This is a genomic window from Pseudomonas cichorii, assembly GCF_018343775.1.
Lineage (GTDB): Bacteria > Pseudomonadota > Gammaproteobacteria > Pseudomonadales > Pseudomonadaceae > Aquipseudomonas > Aquipseudomonas cichorii.
This window is the reverse complement of sequence record NZ_CP074349.1, coordinates 438,442-457,311: the sequence shown is the minus strand read 5'-3', so window position 1 is coordinate 457,311 and position 18,870 is coordinate 438,442. Positions and strand designations below refer to the sequence as shown.

At 58.8% G+C, this 18,870-nt stretch carries 9 protein-coding genes; 6 read left to right on the top strand and 3 right to left on the bottom strand.

All coding sequences use genetic code 11. From position 1 onward, the window contains the following. Positions 1–30: 30 nt before the first annotated feature. The gene (locus tag KGD89_RS02090) at positions 31–702 is read left to right on the top strand and encodes a polysaccharide lyase family 7 protein (protein ID WP_025258176.1); all 672 of its coding nucleotides are present in this window, start codon (positions 31–33) and stop codon (positions 700–702) included. Between the two features lie 67 nt (positions 703–769). Here KGD89_RS02090 and putP read toward each other — a convergent pair whose 3' ends face one another. Further along, positions 770–2,257 (bottom strand): sodium/proline symporter PutP, encoded by a 1,488-nt coding sequence (gene putP, locus KGD89_RS02085; protein ID WP_025258175.1) that lies wholly within the window; start codon positions 2,255–2,257, stop codon positions 770–772. Between the two features lie 454 nt (positions 2,258–2,711). Here putP and putA point away from each other — a divergent pair, with 454 nt between their 5' ends. Further along, positions 2,712–6,665 carry a trifunctional transcriptional regulator/proline dehydrogenase/L-glutamate gamma-semialdehyde dehydrogenase gene (putA, locus tag KGD89_RS02080; RefSeq protein WP_095067269.1) on the top strand — a complete coding sequence of 1,318 codons (3,954 nt, stop codon included), beginning with the start codon at positions 2,712–2,714 and terminating at the stop codon, positions 6,663–6,665. A gap of 148 nt (positions 6,666–6,813) precedes the next feature. Next, positions 6,814–8,616: an acyl-CoA dehydrogenase gene (locus tag KGD89_RS02075; protein ID WP_025258173.1), complete on the top strand. Its 1,803-nt coding sequence runs from the start codon at positions 6,814–6,816 to the stop codon at positions 8,614–8,616. On the opposite strand, the gene KGD89_RS02070 is transcribed toward KGD89_RS02075, so the two are convergent. Continuing rightward, entirely contained in the window at positions 8,613–11,192 is a 2,580-nt protein-coding gene (locus KGD89_RS02070) for a dermonecrotic toxin domain-containing protein (protein WP_051427711.1), read from the bottom strand. The two genes, KGD89_RS02075 and KGD89_RS02070, sit on opposite strands and share 4 nt — an antisense overlap. Positions 11,193–11,390: 198 nt before the next feature. On the opposite strand from KGD89_RS02070, the gene KGD89_RS02065 reads away from it, so the two are divergent. The 3 genes from KGD89_RS02065 to selO are packed head-to-tail and all read left to right on the top strand — an operon-like array spanning position 11,391 to position 18,071. Then, a complete protein-coding gene (locus KGD89_RS02065) occupies positions 11,391–13,133 on the top strand; it encodes a potassium/proton antiporter (protein WP_025258171.1) in 1,743 nt (580 codons plus the stop codon). 39 nt (positions 13,134–13,172) lie between these two features. After that, positions 13,173–16,559, top strand: coding sequence for a mechanosensitive channel MscK (mscK, locus tag KGD89_RS02060; RefSeq protein ID WP_025258170.1), 3,387 nt, complete (start codon positions 13,173–13,175; stop codon positions 16,557–16,559). A gap of 48 nt (positions 16,560–16,607) precedes the next feature. Continuing rightward, positions 16,608–18,071 carry a protein adenylyltransferase SelO gene (gene selO / locus KGD89_RS02055; RefSeq protein WP_025258169.1) on the top strand — a complete coding sequence of 488 codons (1,464 nt, stop codon included), beginning with the start codon at positions 16,608–16,610 and terminating at the stop codon, positions 18,069–18,071. Here the strand turns inward: selO and KGD89_RS02050 are convergent. Next, complete coding sequence (locus KGD89_RS02050) at positions 18,055–18,870, bottom strand: hypothetical protein (protein WP_025258168.1); 816 nt, start codon at positions 18,868–18,870, stop codon at positions 18,055–18,057. The genes selO and KGD89_RS02050 overlap by 17 nt on opposite strands.

Genomic DNA, 18,870 nt, shown 5'->3' with positions numbered 1-18,870 from the left:
GCAGTCGAACGAATTTTTCTGGAAACGAAAATGATAGATCTAGGATCGTGGAATCTCAGTATCCCGGTAGGCTCACCCCCCAAAACCGTAGAAACCTCACAGTTGCGTCAAGGCTATGACGGTAAGTACTTCGAGTCCCATTCGGGGTACATTTTTTTCTGGTCGCCCGTCACCGGCTCACGCACCGAAAACGCCAAATACCCACGCAGCGAACTACGAGAGACGTGGTCCGACGGCACGCTGCATAACTGGTTGTACCCCGATGCAGACAACTTTCTGAATGCGACTCTTGAAGTCAATCAGGTGCCCTCATCGGGCAAGATCGTCATCGGCCAGATCCACGCCTACGACAGCACCGAGCCGATGCTCAAGGTCGAGTATCAGTACAAGAAGAAGACCCAGACCGGAAATATCGTGGTGAAAGTTCGCAAACGCTTCGATGATGACGAAAGCAAAGTCATCAAGATTGTCGAAGGCGTGCCACTCAACGAGAAGTTCAAATACATCATCCACCTGAGTCCCGGTGGAGAATTGAGCGTCAGCGCCAAAGACGTGAACTGGAGCACATCCATCAGTTCTTCCTGGAAAACAAAACCGCTCTATTTCAAGGCTGGCGTATATACCCAGGACAACTCCGGCTACAGCAATGAAGGCGGTAAAGCCACGTTCTATAACCTGGATATCGATCACAACAAAATCTGATATACCGCCCGCCAAAAGAAAGGCCCGCACTCGATGGGCGGGCCTCTTTCATTTCAGGACAGACCGATCAACGGGCAGCCTTGAACTCTTTCTCGGCAGCGATGAAACGCTCTTGCATCGAAGTCGACGGGCCTTTGCCAATCAGGCTGAAGAGCACAATCGCGAGGCTGGCGAAGATAAAGCCCGGCACGATTTCGTACAGGCCGATAGCGCTGAACTGTTTCCAGAGCACCACGGTTACTGCACCGACGACCACGCCAGCCAGCGCGCCATTGCGGGTCATGCCTTTCCACATCACCGAAATCAGCACCACCGGGCCGAACGCCGCACCGAAACCGGCCCAGGCGTAACTCACCAGCCCCAATACGCGGTTTTCAGGGTTGGCGGCCAGCAGGATGGCAATCACCGCCACCAGCAGCACCATGGCCCGGCCAACCCAGACCAGCTCAATTTGCGAGGCGTTCTTGCGCAGATACGCCTTGTAGAAGTCTTCGGTCAGGGCGCTGGAACACACCAGCAACTGGCAGCTCAAGGTGCTCATCACCGCCGCGAGAATAGCAGACAGCAACACACCGGCAATCCAGGGGTTGAACAGCAGCTTCGCCAGCTCGATGAACACCCGCTCCGGGTTCTCGGTCACGGGACCGGCCACATCAGGGTTTGCCGCGAAGTAAGCGATACCGAAGAAACCCACCGCAACCGCACCGGCCAGACACAAGATCATCCAGGTCATGGAGATACGACGGGCACTGGCAATCGACTTGACCGAATCCGCCGCCATGAAGCGGGCCAGGATATGTGGCTGCCCGAAATAGCCCAGCCCCCAGGCCAGCAGCGAGACAATGCCGATAAAGGTAGTGTTCTTGAACATGTCGAAACTGGCCGGGTTCTGGGCTTCGATGGCCAGGAAGGTGGTGTCGATGCCACCGGTCGCCAGCAGCGCGATGATCGGCGTGAGAATCAGCGCGAAGATCATCAGCGTGGCCTGGACGGTATCTGTCCAGCTCACCGCCAGGAAGCCACCCACGAAGGTGTAGACGATGGTTGCCGCAGCGCCCGCCCACAAGGACGTTGCATAGGACATGCCGAAGGTGCTCTCGAACAGACGCGCGCCCGCCACGATGCCCGAAGCGCAATAGATGGTGAAGAACACCAGAATCACGATGGCCGAGATGATACGCAGCACGCCGCTGTTGTCTTCAAAACGGCTGCTGAAGTAATCCGGAAGGGTCAGCGCATCACCGTTGTGCTCGGTCTGCACACGCAGACGACCGGCCACGAACAGCCAGTTCAGGTAGGCACCCGCGATCAGACCGATAGCGATCCAGGCTTCCGACAGGCCAGACATGTAGATGGCACCGGGCAAGCCCATCAGCAGCCAGCCGCTCATGTCCGAAGCACCCGCCGAGAGGGCGGTTACCACGCTGCCGAGGCTACGCCCGCCAAGAATGTAATCGGAAAGGTTATTGGTGGAGCGATAGGCCATGAGGCCGATCAGCACCATCGCAGCGATGTAGATCACGAAGGTGATCAGGATAGGGTTGTTGAAGCTCATGAGTTCTGCCTTGGCATTGTTTTTATGAAACGCCAGATACCCGGAAGAAAGTCGGTTACCGAACCCGCTATCCATGCCTTGATACCCGACGCAGCGCTGACTGAAATTTCCGCAAGGAAGCAGCCACTGAACGACTCGCTAACGGTTGCACCGTGGTGGCGAATCCTATTAGAAAACTGAAAAAGGCGCAACCAAATTAAACGAATCAGTTGCACCCTCTGCAAAATGATCACTGCACTGTGATTTCCGCCCCATTTTGAAGCGGCAAATGACGCTTACGCAAAAGAAAACGCACCAGAATCACTCATTTGTCCCGTATCACAGGGCCTCAAGAGAAATAGCCTTGAAATATTCTGCAAAAAACAGGTTGCACCCGGTTGCACCTTTACCAACGCAAAGCTAACCTGCGCCAAAGCCGAGGCCACATACAGAGTGGCGACAATGAGGACAAGACATGGCCACCACCACTCTGGGCGTCAAGCTTGACGACCTGACCCGCGAGCGATTGAAAGCAGCCGCACACTCCATCGACCGTACGCCGCACTGGTTGATCAAGCAGGCCATCTTCAATTACCTGGAAAAGCTGGAGAGTGGTGCAACCCTGCAAGAACTCAATGGCCTGGGCAGCAAGGACGGCGATGAAAGCGGCGAGTTGCCAGCCGACACGAGCTACCAGAGTTTTCTGGAGTTTGCCGAAAGCATCCTGCCGCAATCGGTTCTGCGCTCCGCCATCACCGCCGCCTACCGCCGCCCCGAGCCGGAAGTGGTCCCCATGCTGCTGGAGCAAGCTCGCCTGCCCGCCCCCATGGCCGACGCCACCCACAAGCTGGCGGCCTCCATCGCCGAAAAACTGCGTAACCAGAAGAGCGCGAGCGGTCGCGCTGGAATCGTTCAAGGGCTGCTGCAAGAGTTCTCGCTCTCTTCCCAGGAAGGCGTGGCATTGATGTGTCTGGCCGAAGCATTGCTGCGCATTCCCGACAAAGGTACTCGCGATGCACTGATCCGCGACAAGATCAGCAACGGCAACTGGCAGCCTCACTTGGGCAATAGCCCTTCGCTGTTCGTCAACGCAGCCACCTGGGGATTGCTGTTGACCGGCAAGCTGGTGTCCACCCACAACGAAACCGGTCTTTCCTCGTCTCTGAGCCGTATCATCGGCAAAAGCGGCGAGCCCATGATCCGCAAGGGAGTGGACATGGCCATGCGCCTGATGGGCGAGCAGTTCGTGACCGGCGAAACCATTGGCGAAGCCCTGGCCAACGCCAGTCGTTTTGAAGCCAAGGGCTTTCGTTACTCCTACGACATGCTGGGTGAAGCGGCCCTGACCGAGCACGACGCACAGAAGTACCTGGCGTCCTACGAACAGGCCATTCACTCCATCGGCAAGGCCTCCCACGGTCGCGGCATTTATGAAGGACCGGGCATTTCCATCAAGCTGTCGGCGCTGCACCCGCGCTACAGCCGCGCCCAATACGAGCGGGTGATGGAAGAACTGTATCCGCGCCTGCTGTCGCTGACCCTGCTGGCCAAGCAATACGATATCGGCCTGAATATCGATGCCGAAGAGGCCGACCGCCTGGAGCTATCGCTGGACCTGCTGGAGCGCCTGTGCTTCGAGCCGCAACTGACCGGCTGGAACGGCATCGGCTTCGTCATTCAGGCGTACCAGAAGCGCTGCCCTTATGTAATCGATTACGTGATCGACCTGGCACGTCGCAGCCGCCATCGCCTGATGATCCGTCTGGTAAAAGGCGCGTACTGGGACAGCGAAATCAAACGCGCTCAGGTCGAAGGCCTGGAAGGCTATCCGGTCTATACCCGCAAGGTTTATACCGACGTTTCCTATATCGCCTGTGCCCGCAAACTGTTGGCCGCGCCGGAAGTCATCTATCCGCAGTTCGCGACCCACAACGCCCATACACTGGCGGCCATTTATCACATTGCCGGTCAGAACTATTACCCCGGCCAGTACGAATTCCAGTGCCTCCACGGCATGGGCGAACCGCTTTACGAGCAGGTGGTGGGCAAGGTTGCCGATGGCAAGCTGAACCGTCCGTGCCGTGTCTATGCGCCGGTCGGTACCCATGAAACGCTGCTGGCGTATCTGGTGCGACGCCTGCTGGAGAACGGTGCCAACACCTCGTTCGTCAACCGCATCGCCGATCAGTCGGTTTCGATCCAGGAACTGGTAGCCGACCCGGTCAGCAGCATCGAGCGCATGGCGACCCAGGAAGGCAGCTTCGGCCTGCCGCACCCGCGCATTCCACTGCCCCGCGACCTGTATGGTTCGGAGCGCCCCAACTCAAGCGGCATCGACATGGCCAACGAACATCGTCTGGCCTCGCTATCGTCGGCCTTGCTGGCGAGCGCCCACACCGACTGGAAAGCCGCGCCACTGCTCGGTTGCCCCGCGAGCGAAGGCACGCCACTGGCGACTCTGAACCCGTCCGACCACAGAGACGTCGTGGGTCATGTGCAGGAAGCCAGCCTGGAAGATGTCGATAACGCCATCCAGAGCGCACTGATTTCCGGCCCGATCTGGCAGGCCACGCCGCCAGCCGAGCGCGCCGCCATTCTTGAGCGCGCCGCAGACCTGATGGAAAACGAGATACAGCCGTTGATGGGCCTGCTGGTCCGCGAAGCAGGCAAGACCTTCGTCAACGCCATTGCCGAAGTTCGCGAAGCCGTGGACTTCCTGCGCTACTACGCCGTGCAGGCCCGCAGCGATTTCAGCAACGATACGCACCGCCCGCTGGGGCCGGTGGTCTGTATCAGCCCATGGAACTTCCCGCTGGCGATTTTCAGTGGTCAGGTTGCAGCAGCATTGGCCGCAGGCAACCCGGTGCTGGCCAAGCCTGCCGAGCAAACCCCGCTGATCGCAGCCCAGGCCGTGCGCCTGCTGCTGGAAGCCGGTATCCCGGAAGGTGTGCTGCAACTGCTGCCCGGACGCGGTGAAACCGTCGGAGCCCGACTGGTGGGCGACGAGCGCGTCAAAGGTGTGATGTTCACCGGCTCCACCGAAGTGGCGCGCCTGCTGCAACGCAACATTGCCGGGCGTCTTGATGCCCAGGGCCGACCGATCCCGCTGATCGCCGAAACCGGTGGCCAGAACGCCATGATCGTCGACTCCTCGGCACTCACCGAACAGGTGGTGATCGACATTCTGTCCTCGGCCTTCGACAGCGCGGGTCAACGCTGCTCGGCACTGCGCGTGCTGTGCCTGCAGGAAGACTCGGCTGATCGCGTGATCGAAATGCTCAAGGGTGCCATGGCCGAAAACCGCCTGGGCAACCCGGAGCATTTGTCCGTGGATATCGGGCCGGTGATCGACGCCGAAGCCAAGGCCGGAATCGAGAAACACATTCAGGGCATGCGCGACAAAGGCCGCACGGTCTATCAGGTGGCAATCGCCAACAGTGCAGACCTCAAGCGCGGTACCTACGTGATGCCGACCCTGATCGAGCTGGAAAGCTTCGACGAACTGCAACGGGAAATCTTCGGACCGGTGCTGCACGTGGTTCGCTACAAGCGCAAGGAACTGGACCAGCTTATCGGCCAGATCAATGCCACCGGTTACGGCTTGACACTGGGCGTACACACGCGCATCGACGAGACGATTGCCAAGGTCATCGATAACGTCAATGCCGGTAACGTCTACGTCAACCGCAACATTGTCGGTGCCGTGGTCGGTGTGCAGCCGTTCGGCGGCGAAGGCCTGTCGGGCACCGGCCCGAAAGCGGGCGGGCCGCTGTACCTGTATCGCCTGCTGTCGACTCGCCCGCAGGACGCCATCGAACAGTCCTTTGGCCGTGGCGACAAACTGATCGCACCCGACACCCGCCTGCAGGAAGCCTTGGGCAAACCGCTGCAAGCCTTGAAAACCTGGGCTGCAAGCAATCAGCAAACCGCACTGGACGAATTGTGCAGCCAGTTTGCCGAGCAATCGCAAAGCGGCATCACGCGCCTGCTGACCGGCCCGACCGGCGAGCGCAACAGCTACAGCATCCTGCCGCGTGAGCATGTGCTGTGTCTGGCCGATGACGAAACCGACCTGCTGACCCAACTGGCCGCCGTCCTGGCCGTTGGCAGTACCGCCATCTGGCCGGAAACCACGACCAGCAAGCCACTGCGCAATCGCCTGCCCAAAGAGGTTCAAGCCCGCATCAAGCTGGTCGCAGACTGGAGCAAGGACGAAGTGCTGATCGACGCCGTTCTGCACCATGGCGATTCGGACCAGTTGCGCGCCATTTGCGAGCAGGTAGCCCAGCGCTGCGGCGCGATCATCGGCGTCAACGGCCTGTCACACGGCGAAACCAACGTCGCTCTGGAACGCCTGGTGATCGAGCGCGCCTTGAGCGTGAACACCGCAGCGGCGGGAGGGAATGCGAGCCTGATGACGATAGGTTGACGAGGGGAAGCGGCAAGCTTCAAGCTTTTAACTTGGAGCTTGCAGCTTGCGCCCAATCGCTTCACCACCATCACTCCCATCAATCATGCTGGGCAGCACCCCATCCCCGGCCTAGACTCTGCCCACTACAAGACAAAGGGTGAAGGTCATGTCCGAGACGCTGCTCAGTTCCCGCAATCTGGCTTTCGAGCTGTATGAAGTGCTGGATGCCGAAGCGCTGACCCGGCGTGAGCGCTTTGCCGAGCACAGTCGCGAGACGTTCGATGCCGCCATCGGCACGGCTCGTACGATTGCCGAGAAGTACTTCGCCCCGCACAACCGCAAGGCCGATGAAAACGAGCCACGCTACGAGCATGGCGAGGCGGTGCTGATCCCCGAGGTCAAACCTGCAGTAGATGCGTTTCTGGAAGCTGGTTTCCTCAATGCGGCGCGGGACTTCGAGGAAGGCGGCATGCAGTTGCCGACCCTGCTGTCCCAAGCCTGCTTTGCTCACTTCCAGGCTGCGAATGCGGGCACCACGGCTTACCCGTTCCTGAGCATGGGCGTGGCGAACCTCATCGAAAGCTTTGGCAGCAACGAGCAAAAGCAGCGTTTCCTGCAACCGATCATCGAAGGCCGTTTTTTCGGCACCATGGCGTTGACCGAACCTCATGCCGGCTCGTCGCTGTCGGATATCCGCACCCGCGCCGAGCCCGCTGCGGATGGCAGCTATCGCTTGCGCGGCAACAAGATTTTCATTTCCGGTGGTGATCACTCACTGTCGGAGAACATCGTGCATATGGTGCTGGCCAAGTTGCCGGACGCACCTGCCGGTGTGAAAGGTATTTCGCTGTTTATCGTGCCCAAGTTTCTGGTCAATGAAGACGGCACAAACGGCCCACGCAATGACGTGATTCTGGCCGGGCTGTTTCACAAGATGGGCTGGCGCGGCACCACCTCGACAGCGCTGAACTTCGGCGATAACGGGCAATGTGTGGGCTATCTGGTGGGCAAACCCCATCAGGGCCTGAGCTACATGTTCCAGATGATGAACGAAGCGCGGATTGGCGTGGGCATGGGTGCAATCATGCTGGGTTATGCAGGTTATCTGTATTCTCTGGACTACGCCCGTGAACGTCCGCAAGGACGACTGCCGGATAACCGAAACCCGGAAAGCCCGCCCGTCCCTATCATTCAGCACGCCGATGTCAGGCGCATGTTGTTGACGCAAAAAGCCTACGTGGAGGGCGCCTTCGACCTCGGCCTGTACAGCGCTCGCCTGTTTGACGATACCCAAACCGGCGAAACCGAAGAACTGAAGCGCCAGGCCCACGAACTGCTCGATCTGTTGACACCCATCGTCAAGTCCTGGCCTTCGGAGTTCTGTCTGAAAGCCAACGAACTGGCGATCCAGATTCTGGGCGGCCATGGCTATATCCGCGAATATCCGGTGGAGCAGTATTACCGCGACAACCGCCTGAACCCGATCCACGAAGGCACCCACGGCATTCAGTCGCTGGACTTGCTGGGGCGCAAGCTGGCACAAAATAATGGCGCAGGGCTCAAGCAGTTGATCCGCCTGATTGCCGACACCACAAAGCGGGCCAGCGCCCACGAAAGCCTTGATGCCTTGCGCCAACCACTGGAGCAACTGGTGACGCGTCTGCAAACCGTGACCGTTGGCCTGCTGACCGATCTGGCACAGGGCAAGGTCAGTACCACGCTCGCCAATTCGGCGCTCTATCTGAAGGTTTTCGGACATACCGTCATCGGCTGGCGCTGGCTGGAACAGGCCATTCGCGCCACAGAGGGACTGTCTCGAAATAACTCGACCGATGCCGATTTCTATCAAGGCAAGTTGCAAGCAGCCCGGTACTTCCTGACCTGGGAAGTACCGGGCTGCAATCATGAACTGACGTTGCTGGAAAACCGCGATGATGCCTGCCTGAGCATGCAGGCCGACTGGTTCTAGAAACTCAACCCCATCGTATCAGGTGGAAAGAACCGATCCACCAGCCGCCGGCCTTGCTCTCCGAGCCTTGTGGCGTAGTGCTCGCGAGTGAAGGGCTCGCCGGTGCGCAAGTCATAGAGCTTTTGCCAGATCTTGGGCGAGGAGATTTCGATCAAACGCACTTTAATGAACTTGTAATTGAGGCCGGACACCTGATGAATGTCATCAATCAGGAAGTAACGGCCCGGCAGGAAAATCGACTCGACTTCCTCAGGCTCCGTGGAAAACGGCGCAACAGGGGTCGCCCCCAGATAGTTCTTGGCGGGCAATTCAAACACAACGGAAGTGTCGTTAAAGCTGATGGGCACACTTTTCCGGGCAAAACTGGCTGAATATTCACCCGCTTGGCTACTGCAAAAAATCCTCGCCACATAAGGGTTTTCGCTGAACGACAAGATGTCGGTACTGACCAGCACATCGCCGCTCTTGATCTGTCCGTTCCGAAAATAGGCCCCCGAGGTGCCGCGTAGTTCACTGCCGCCGCGATAAAGCGTGACGCTGTTGTCGAAACCAACAGTGCGCAGGTCATCGACCAGTTCGTCGATTAAATCCACTTGCGCCGGGCCGGTCGAAATACCGGTGCGCAGGTACTGGTTGAAAGACATATCCGCGCTCGAATACAACGGAATACGTCCACCCACGTATTGGCCATCCGATTTTTTGTAGAGGTGGTGCATATCTCCCCACTCGTCGATAAACACCGGATTGCCCTGCAGATCCTGAGAGATCAGATCGCCAGGCTTCAGCTCCGGCACACTCATGAGCGCTTTTTGACGGGCCAGGGCGATCTGTGAGAGGCGCTCTTCCTCAGCAAGATTGAACTGCATGTAGACGTCCCAGAAAGACGAGCGAACGCTTACCAATGATAAGGGCACCACCTCATTGCCCACTTCACCCGCGATGACACCTCGCGATGACGCCGCCGAAGGCTCGCGCCACTCCCACTCGCTACGGGCATTAAGACGCACGGCACGACTGGCGTCACTGACATGGGGGTTTGTCGGGTCGGTCAGGGTCCAGGCATGGAGGTCATCATTGAACACCACCCTGTAAGGCACATCGTCCAGGCTGATCCAGGTTTCGCCATTGGAGAGCATCTGGATGCCGCGCATATTGGCGCTGGCACCAGCCGGGGTCGGCGCTGTCGGACTCAGTTCTACCAAGGGAGTGAGTTCCCGGGGACCGGGCAAAACCGCGCTACCCAGGCTTCGGCTACCCGCGCTCATCTTGAGCATGCCCACCAACATGGAGAGGTTCAGCACCAGAGACAGCGAGCCAAAGATCACACTGACGAGCCCGGCCTTGCGTTGTCGCGGGTCACGTTCACGGATGGTCTGATCAATATCGAGCACAAGGCTGGCAGCACTCGCGCCAACCAGAAGCAAAGCCATCGGCCAGGACATCAGCGCCAGATTACCGATAGTATTGGTGAACGCATTCAGGTAGCCGAGCCATATCTGCTTGCGCAGCCTGGTGTTGGAGGTCAGCAATATCTGCGAATCTGCTCGCATCTGCTCTTTGGCGAGCCCGCGCAGGTAGACAAACGCATCGCCACTGATAGCGAAATCGCTGCTGTTGATCAGGTTTTGCCCTGCCACCCAGGGAGTGTTCAGAATCTGCAGTGCATGCTCATCGAAGTCCGCACTGTACAATTGCAGCCGCGCCGCCGAGCGAATGAACAACTGTTTAAAGGTGGCTGTTGGTGAAGTATCGAGCAATCGCTCCTGCACCCATTCATACAGCACTTTATCCGAGGCAAATACATAAAAGGTATTCCTGTCGCTGGGCAGGTAGAGAAATTGCTGCCCCGTGCCATCAACAATACGAATGCTCTCGGTGCAGACATAACCGCCGACATCGAAGGTGCGAAGGGTCAGCCCGGCCCTCGGGATCACGCCTGCACGCAGCGATTCGTAGGTCATGACGGGCTGCAACTTGCCGATAACCGCTTCAGTGACGAGCTTGAACTGCTCGATGTTCAAGCGCCCCTTGAGCATTTGCAGACCGGCAGACGCCAGAAATGCGGAACGGGCCAGGGTGCAGAAATTCTGACTGTGCAGCTTCCAGAAGCGCTCCATCCTGGCAGTGAAAAGCCGATTGAAATCCAGCACCCAGAAATCATCAAGAACGTGCTGGGGAAGAAGGGCAACTTCGTTGCGCTCGTCGAACCAATGCTGTTGCGGTCCGCCGTGGTAGAAACCGCCATAGGATGACAACTCATCGCCTGCCATCTGGTCCTTGACGCTGAAGCGACGAATCATCAACTCGACAAAGGTCATCGACTCCACGGGCGGCCCGGAATGCTTCCAGCCGGTGAACGTCCTCGGACTGCTCACCGCAGTGGAAAATCGATGCCAATAGACCGTGTCCGGGTCCAGCCGCTTGCCGGTGTACTTGAACAACAGCTTGCGAGCTTCGGAATAGGCAAGGCCGTGGATATCCGGATAATCGTCGATAAATGCGCGAGCGATGGCTTTGAGTCGGGTTTCGTCATCTGCAATCGCCATACGGGTGACTTCAGCGGTAGGTGTGGGCATGACTTTCTTTTCCTGTAGGAGACAAGCCATGCACGTGAGCAGACAGGGAAATTGTAAGGCGTTAATTATTTATAGGATTAGTCTGTAACCTTTTTTGACAGCCAGCCAATTCAACAGGTTAGAATCCCTTGGCATGCGGACTGCATGGTCAGTTTGTATCCTGCCTGTTCACAACCGTTTCTATCTGGAGTACCGCCCTTGGATGCCACGACCATCAACAGCCTGTTCCTGATCGGCGCGTTGCTGGTGGGCGCAAGTATTCTGGTCAGCTCCCTGTCTTCACGCCTCGGCATTCCGATTCTGGTCATTATTCTTGCCGTGGGCATGGTCGCCGGGGTCGATGGCGGCGGGATCATCTTCGACAACTACGCCACTGCGTATCTGGTGGGCAACCTGGCCCTGGCAGTGATCCTGCTGGATGGCGGCCTGCGTACCAGGGTCGCCAGCTTCCGGGTCGCGTTGTGGCCTGCATTGTCGCTGGCAACGGTCGGGGTTCTGATTACCACCGGGCTGACCGGCATGGTCGCGGCATGGCTCTTCGACCTGAACATGATCCAGGGCCTGCTGATCGGCGCAATCGTCGGTTCCACAGATGCCGCGGCGGTGTTCTCGCTGTTGGGCGGCAAGGGCCTGAACGAGCGGGTGACCGCCAGCCTGGAAATCGAATCCGGCAGTAACGACCCCATGGCGGTGTTTCTGACCGTCACCCTGATCGGCATGCTCGCCAGCGGCCAGACCGGCCTGCACTGGGGATTAGTGGGGCATCTGATTCAAGAATTCGGTATCGGCAGCTTCATCGGCCTGGGTGGCGGCTGGCTGATGCTGCAACTGGTCAACCGCATCAATCTGGCAGCCGGGCTGTATCCGATCCTGGTCATCGCAGGTGGTCTGGCGGTCTTTGCCCTGACCAACGCCATTCACGGCAGCGGCTTCCTGGCCGTTTACCTGTGCGGTCTGGTGCTGGGCAACCGGCCAATCCGCAGCCGCCACGGCATTCTGCACATGCTCGACGGCATGGCCTGGCTCGCGCAGATCGGCATGTTCCTGGTGCTGGGCCTGCTGGTCACGCCGCATGACCTGCTGCCTATCGCCATACCGGCCCTGGGCCTGGCGTTGTGGATGATTCTGGTGGCTCGCCCGCTTTCGGTCATGGTCGGCCTGTTGCCGTTCAAGGCGTTCCATGGCCGTGAAAAGGCGTTCATTGCCTGGGTCGGCCTGCGCGGCGCGGTTCCGATCATTCTGGCGGTGTTCCCGCTGATGGCCGGCCTGCCCAACGCGCAACTGTATTTCAACCTCGCATTCTTCATCGTTCTGGTTTCGCTGTTGCTGCAAGGCACCAGCCTGCCGTGGATGGCAAAACTGCTCAAGGTCACGGTTCCGCCTGATCCTGCACCGATTACCCGTTCGGCGCTGGAAGTGCATATCACCAGTGAATGGGAGCTGTTCGTCTATCGCCTGGGGGCTGAAAAATGGTGCATCGGCGCGGCCCTGCGCGAATTGAAAATGCCCGAAAACACCCGTATTGCGGCGTTGTTCCGCAATCAGCAACTGCTCCACCCTTCCGGCAGTACCACGCTGGAAGTGGGCGACATGCTGTGCGTGATCGGTCACGAACATGATCTTCCGGCGCTGGGCAAGCTGTTCAGCCAGGCACCGCAGCGCGGCCTGGACCTGCGTTTCTTCGGCGACTTCGTCCTTGAAGGCGATGCGCAACTGGGTGCCGTCGCGGCGTTGTATGGCCTCAAGCTCGACGGTCTGGATACCAATATGCCGCTCAGCCAGTTCATCATTCAGAAGAATCGCGGTGAGCCCGTCGTGGGCGACCAGATCGAATGGAATGGAACTATTTGGACTGTTGCGGTGATGGAAGGGAACAAGATCCTCAAAGTCGGCGTCAGATTCCCCGAAGGAAGCCGCCCGGGTCCCGGATTGTTCCTTTAAACTGCCAATCCACTCCGTTTTATCAAGCGACCGGTGTCTATGTTTTCGCTGCGTGCATTCTTTGCTGTCACTCTGCTCGGGCTTTGCCTTTCCACTTTCCCGGCGTTGGCGGCTGACCCGCCAACCAGTGCAGCCGTACAGCAAAGCCTGGACAAGATCGCCGACCGTAAACTGCCGGAGGCCGATCAGAAGGCCCTGCAGCAGGTGCTTGAGCAAACCCTCGCGTTTCTGGCCAGCCAGCAGGACAGCCAGGAGAAACTCGCCGCGCTCAAGCAGCAGTTGAATCAGGCTCCCAAACAGACCACCGAGAACCAGCGCGAACTGAGCCGTCTGAAAGAAAGCAGAGTCATCCCTGTTGCCCAGCGCTATGGCAACCTTGACGTGCCGCAACTCGAGCAGATGCTCAGCCAGCGCAGCACTCAGCAAAGCGACCTGCAAAAGGCCCTCAACGAAGCCAACAGCCTGACCATCACCGCCCAGACGCGGCCGGAAAGAGCTCAGGCAGAAATCAGCGCCAACCAGACCCGCATCCAGCAAATCAACGCCACGCTCAAGCTGGGCAAGGATAACGGCAAGACCCTCAACGCCGACCAGCGCAACATGCTCAATGCCGAACTGGCTTCGATCAATGCGTTGAACCTGCTGCGCCGCCAGGAACTGGCCGGCAACAGCCAGCTTCAAGACCTGGGCAACAGCCAGCATGACCTGCTGACCGAGAAGGTGACCCGCCAGGAACAGGAAATCCAGGATCTGCAGACCCTGATCAACGATAAGCGCCGCGCCCAGTCCCAGAAAACCGTGGCAGAGCTGTCCCTGGAGGCGCAAAAAGCAGGCAGCAGCAGCCTGCTGGCCACTGAAAGCGCGGCCAACCTCAAGCTGTCCGACTATTTGCTGCGCGGCACTGATCGCCTCAATGAGCTGACCCAGCAGAACCTCAAGACCAAGCAGCAACTGGACAACCTGACCCAGACCGATCAGGCCCTGAGCGAACAGATCAACGTTCTGAGCGGCAGCCTGTTACTGTCCAAGATTCTCTACAAACAGAAGCAAGCCCTGCCCCATCTGCAACTGGACAAAGGCCTGGCCGACGAAATCGCCAACATTCGCCTGTACCAGTTCGAGGTCAATCAGCAGCGTGAACAGATGAGCAGCCCTTCGGCCTATGTCGAAAAACTGCTGGCGACCCAACCGCCCGAAGACATCACCCCGCAACTGCGCAAGACCCTGCTGGATCTGGCCATTACCCGCAGCGATCTGCTGGAACGCCTGAACCGCGAACTCAGTGCCCTGCTCAACGAATCCATCACCCTGCAACTGAACCAGAAACAGCTGACCAGCACGGCCTTGAGCCTGCGCGCCACGCTGGACGAGCAGATGTTCTGGATCCCCAGCAACAAGCCGCTCGATCTGGAATGGTTCCAGAACATCTGGCCACGCCTGACCAAGCAGCTCGCCACACTTCCCTGGACATCCAGCCTCAGCGAACTGTCCGACGGACTGACCCAACGTCCACTGCTGTTCCTGCCGCTGCTGGTGCTGATCGGTGTTCTGACATGGCGACGCAAGGCGCTTTATCAAAAGCTGGGACGGTTGCACTCCGATATCGGCCACTTCAAACGTGACAGCCAGTGGAAAACGCCTCTGGCCCTGCTGATCAACGTGCTGCTGGCCTTGCCTGTGGCGCTGGGCCTGGCCTTGTGCGGCTACGCCCTGCAGATCGATGCCCGCGGGCAGAACGCCAATCTGGGCGAAGCATTGCTGCAGATTGCCTTGGCCTGGCTGGTGTTCTACACGGCCTATCGCGTCCTGGCACCGGCTGGCGTTGCGCAACTGCATTTCCGCTGGGAAACCGCTCAGGTAGAGTTCCTGCGTGGCTGGGTTCGTCGGCTGGGGCTGGTGGTACTGGCGCTGGTGGCAGTGGTCGCCGTTGCCGAACACCAACCGGCGGCACTGGCCGACGATGTGCTGGGCATTGGCGTGGTACTGACCTGCTACGCCTTGATGGCCTGGCTGCTCAGCCGCCTGCTGCTCTCCAGCCCGACTCATCACAACGCTTCGCTGTTCCGCAAAGCCGTCGGTCTTGCGTTCACGGCCCTCCCCATCGCGCTGTTTCTGGCGGTCTGCTTCGGTTACTACTACACCGCGCTGAAACTCAGCGACCGCCTGATCGATACCTTGTACCTGATCATGCTCTGGCTGGTGACAGAGGCCACCTTCGTGCGCGGCCTGAGCGTTGCCGCACGTCGCCTGGCTTACCAGCGCGCACTGGCCAAGCGTCAGGCCGCGCGGGAAAGCGGTGACGGCGAAATCGCGATAGAAGAACCGAAGCTGGACATCGAGCAGGTCAACCAGCAGTCGCTGCGCCTGATTCGCCTGGCCTTGCTGGGCGGCTTCATCGGCGGGCTCTATCTGGTCTGGGCCGACCTGATCACCGTATTCGCGTACCTGGACAACATCACGCTCTACGAATACACCAGTGGCACGGGTGCCAATGTCAGCATGGTGCCCATCAGCCTGGGCGACATGATCGGCGCACTGGTGATTATCGGTATCACCTTCGTGCTGGCCGGCAACCTGCCAGGCCTGCTGGAAGTGCTGGTGCTGTCACGCCTGAATCTGGCGCAAGGCAGTGCCTATGCCACCACCACGCTGCTGTCCTATGCCATTGCCGGTATCGGCTTCGTCTCTACCCTCTCGACCCTGGGCGTGAGCTGGGACAAGCTGCAATGGCTGGTCGCTGCGCTGTCGGTAGGCCTGGGTTTCGGCATGCAGGAAATCTTCGCGAACTTCATCTCCGGCATCATGATCCTGTTCGAGCGCCCGGTGCGGATCGGCGACACCATCACCATCGGCAACCTGTCGGGTACGGTCAGCAAGATCCGCATCCGCGCCACGACCATCACCGACTTCGACCGCAAGGACATCATCGTCCCGAACAAGACCTTCATCACCGGCCAGCTCATCAACTGGTCGCTGACCGACACCATCACCCGCGTCACCCTGAAACTGGGCGTGGATTACGGCTCGGACCTGGACCTGGTCCGCACCCTGCTGCTCCAGGCCGCCCGTGACAACCCTCGTGTACTGAAGGAGCCGGAACCGATCGTCTACTTCCTGAACTTCGGCGAAAGCACCCTGGACCACGAACTGCGCATGCATGTACGCGACCTGGGCGACCGTAACCCCGTGCTGGACGAGATCAACCGCTTCATCAACCGTGAGTTCAAGAAGCAGAAAATCAACATCTCGTTCCGCCAGGTAGAGGTCTATCTCAAGAACCTTCACGGCCAGGAATACAAGATGGTGCCGATCGAAAACACTGACAAAACCATCCTGCCTACCGAGCCTGCGACGCCGCCGGTCACGACCAAAGTGAAGCCCGCGCCCAAGGATGCACCGGAGCCGCCTGAACTCAGGCTCGACTGAGGCGGCTAATCCCAGCAGAATGCTCGGACATTCTGCTGGAGATGGCCCGTGAAAGCCCTCGACGAACTCATCTTCGACAACCGCTTCGCCCGACTGGGCGATGTGTTTTCCACAGCGGTCCTGCCCGAACCCATTGAAGAGCCTCGACTGGTAGTTGCCAGCGAGTCGGCCCTGGCACTTCTGGACCTGGACCCAAGCCAGGCCGAACTCCCTCTGTTCGCCGAAATCTTCAGCGGTCACAAGCTCTGGAGCGATGCCGATCCACGAGCAATGGTCTATTCAGGTCACCAGTTCGGCTCCTACAACCCAAGGCTGGGAGACGGGCGGGGCCTGTTGCTGGGCGAGGTCTACAACGACGCAGGCGAGCATTGGGACCTGCACCTCAAGGGGGCTGGCCGCACGCCTTATTCACGCATGGGCGACGGGCGCGCCGTATTGCGCTCCTCGATCCGTGAATTCCTGGCCTCTGAAGCCCTTCACGCACTGGGCATTCCCACCAGCCGGGCAGCTTGTGTGATCGGCTCAAGCACGCCGGTATGGCGCGAAACCCAGGAACGGGCGGCGATGGTTCTGCGGCTGGCTCCAAGCCATATCCGCTTCGGCAGCCTCGAATACTTCTACTACACCCAGCAGCCGGATCGCCTTAAAGAACTGGGCGAGCATGTACTGGCGATGCACTATCCACACTGCCTGGAACAGCCCGAGCCTTATCTGGCGATGTTCAGGGAAATCGTCGAGCGCAACGCCGAGCTGATCGCAAAATGGCAGGCCTATGGTTTCTGTCATGGCGTGATGAACACCGACAACATGTCGATCATGGGCATCACCTTCGACTTCGGCCCGTTCGCCTTTCTGGACGATTTCGATGAGCATTTCATCTGCAACCATTCCGACCATGAAGGCCGCTACTCCTTCAGCAATCAGGTGCCTATTGCGCAGTGGAACCTCAGCGCCCTGGCTCAAGCCCTGACGCCCTTCATCAGCGTCGAAGCGCTACGCGAAACCATCGGCCTGTTCCTGCCGCTCTATCAGGCCCACTACCTGGACCTCATGCGCCGTCGCCTGGGCCTGACCAGCGCCGAAGACGAGGATGACAAACTGATCAGCCGCCTCCTGCAACTGATGCAGAACAGCGGCGTCGATTACACCCTGTTCTTCCGCCGTCTGGGCGACGAACCCGCCGCCGATGCACTGCGCACACTGCGCGACGACTTTGTCGACATCAAGGGTTTCGACAGTTGGGCCGAAAGCTATCAGGCGCGTCAGACCAGAGAAGAAAACGGCACCGAGCAGGACCGCCAGACACGCATGCACGCCGTCAATCCGCTCTACATCCTGCGCAACTACCTGGCGCAAAACGCAATCGAAGCGGCAGAAAAAGGCGACTACACGGAAGTCCGCCGCCTGCATGAAGTGCTCTGCAACCCCTTCACCGAACAACCCGGCATGACTAACTACGCGCAACGCCCGCCGGATTGGGGGAAGCATCTGGAGATCAGTTGTTCGTCTTGATTGCTGGCCCGGTAGCAGCAGGGGTTTCGGCCTCCTTGGGAGGCTTTTCCTCAGCCGTGTCATCCTTGCCGGGAATCGCGCCTGCCAGGATTTCAAATAGCGTGAGTAGTCGTTCGTCTTGTTTTGGGCCAGCGGCTGCCTCAAGCATCCAAGCCTCTGTTTGAGCCTCATAATCTTCGGGGTATCGGGATTGCTCGATCAGAGGAAGAGATCGGTAATGGGCTAAATGTTCGGCATAAAAAACATGAAGCTCTTGAGTAAACTCACCTTGCTGGGTTCGATTGCCCATATTTGTTCTCCAACCCAACTCAATCTCCCATGCACCACGATAGGCCGCATGCCTTTCATGCAAGGTGAAGGTGTCGCCCTCATCGTAAGCAATCACCGTCAATTGCTCATATGACAAACCGGCAAAAGGATTTCTGGCGCTGGGATCACGCTGCATATCGCGAATCACATATTCCACCGCCTGCCGATCTCGCTCTCTCAGGAAGGGGTCATTTATTGTGGAGTCCGGTAAAACCTGCATTGCATCAGCGCGAAAATAGGGTACGGCATCGAACTGAGCGCGCAATGTGCTCGCCAGATTTCCCAGCTGACTGCGGGTCAGCGATTGATCACGCGCCTCCGCTCGGGCAGCACTTTCGCTTAGCTGGCGAGACAGTATCGATATATTGGTCGCGGGCGAAGGTGCTGGAACTTCGGCAACCGCATCGATATCTGGAGTAGCAACTGTTTTTATCGATGATATCGGCGTGACGGGTAAAGGTGTCCCGTGAGTTTCTATACTACTTATCAT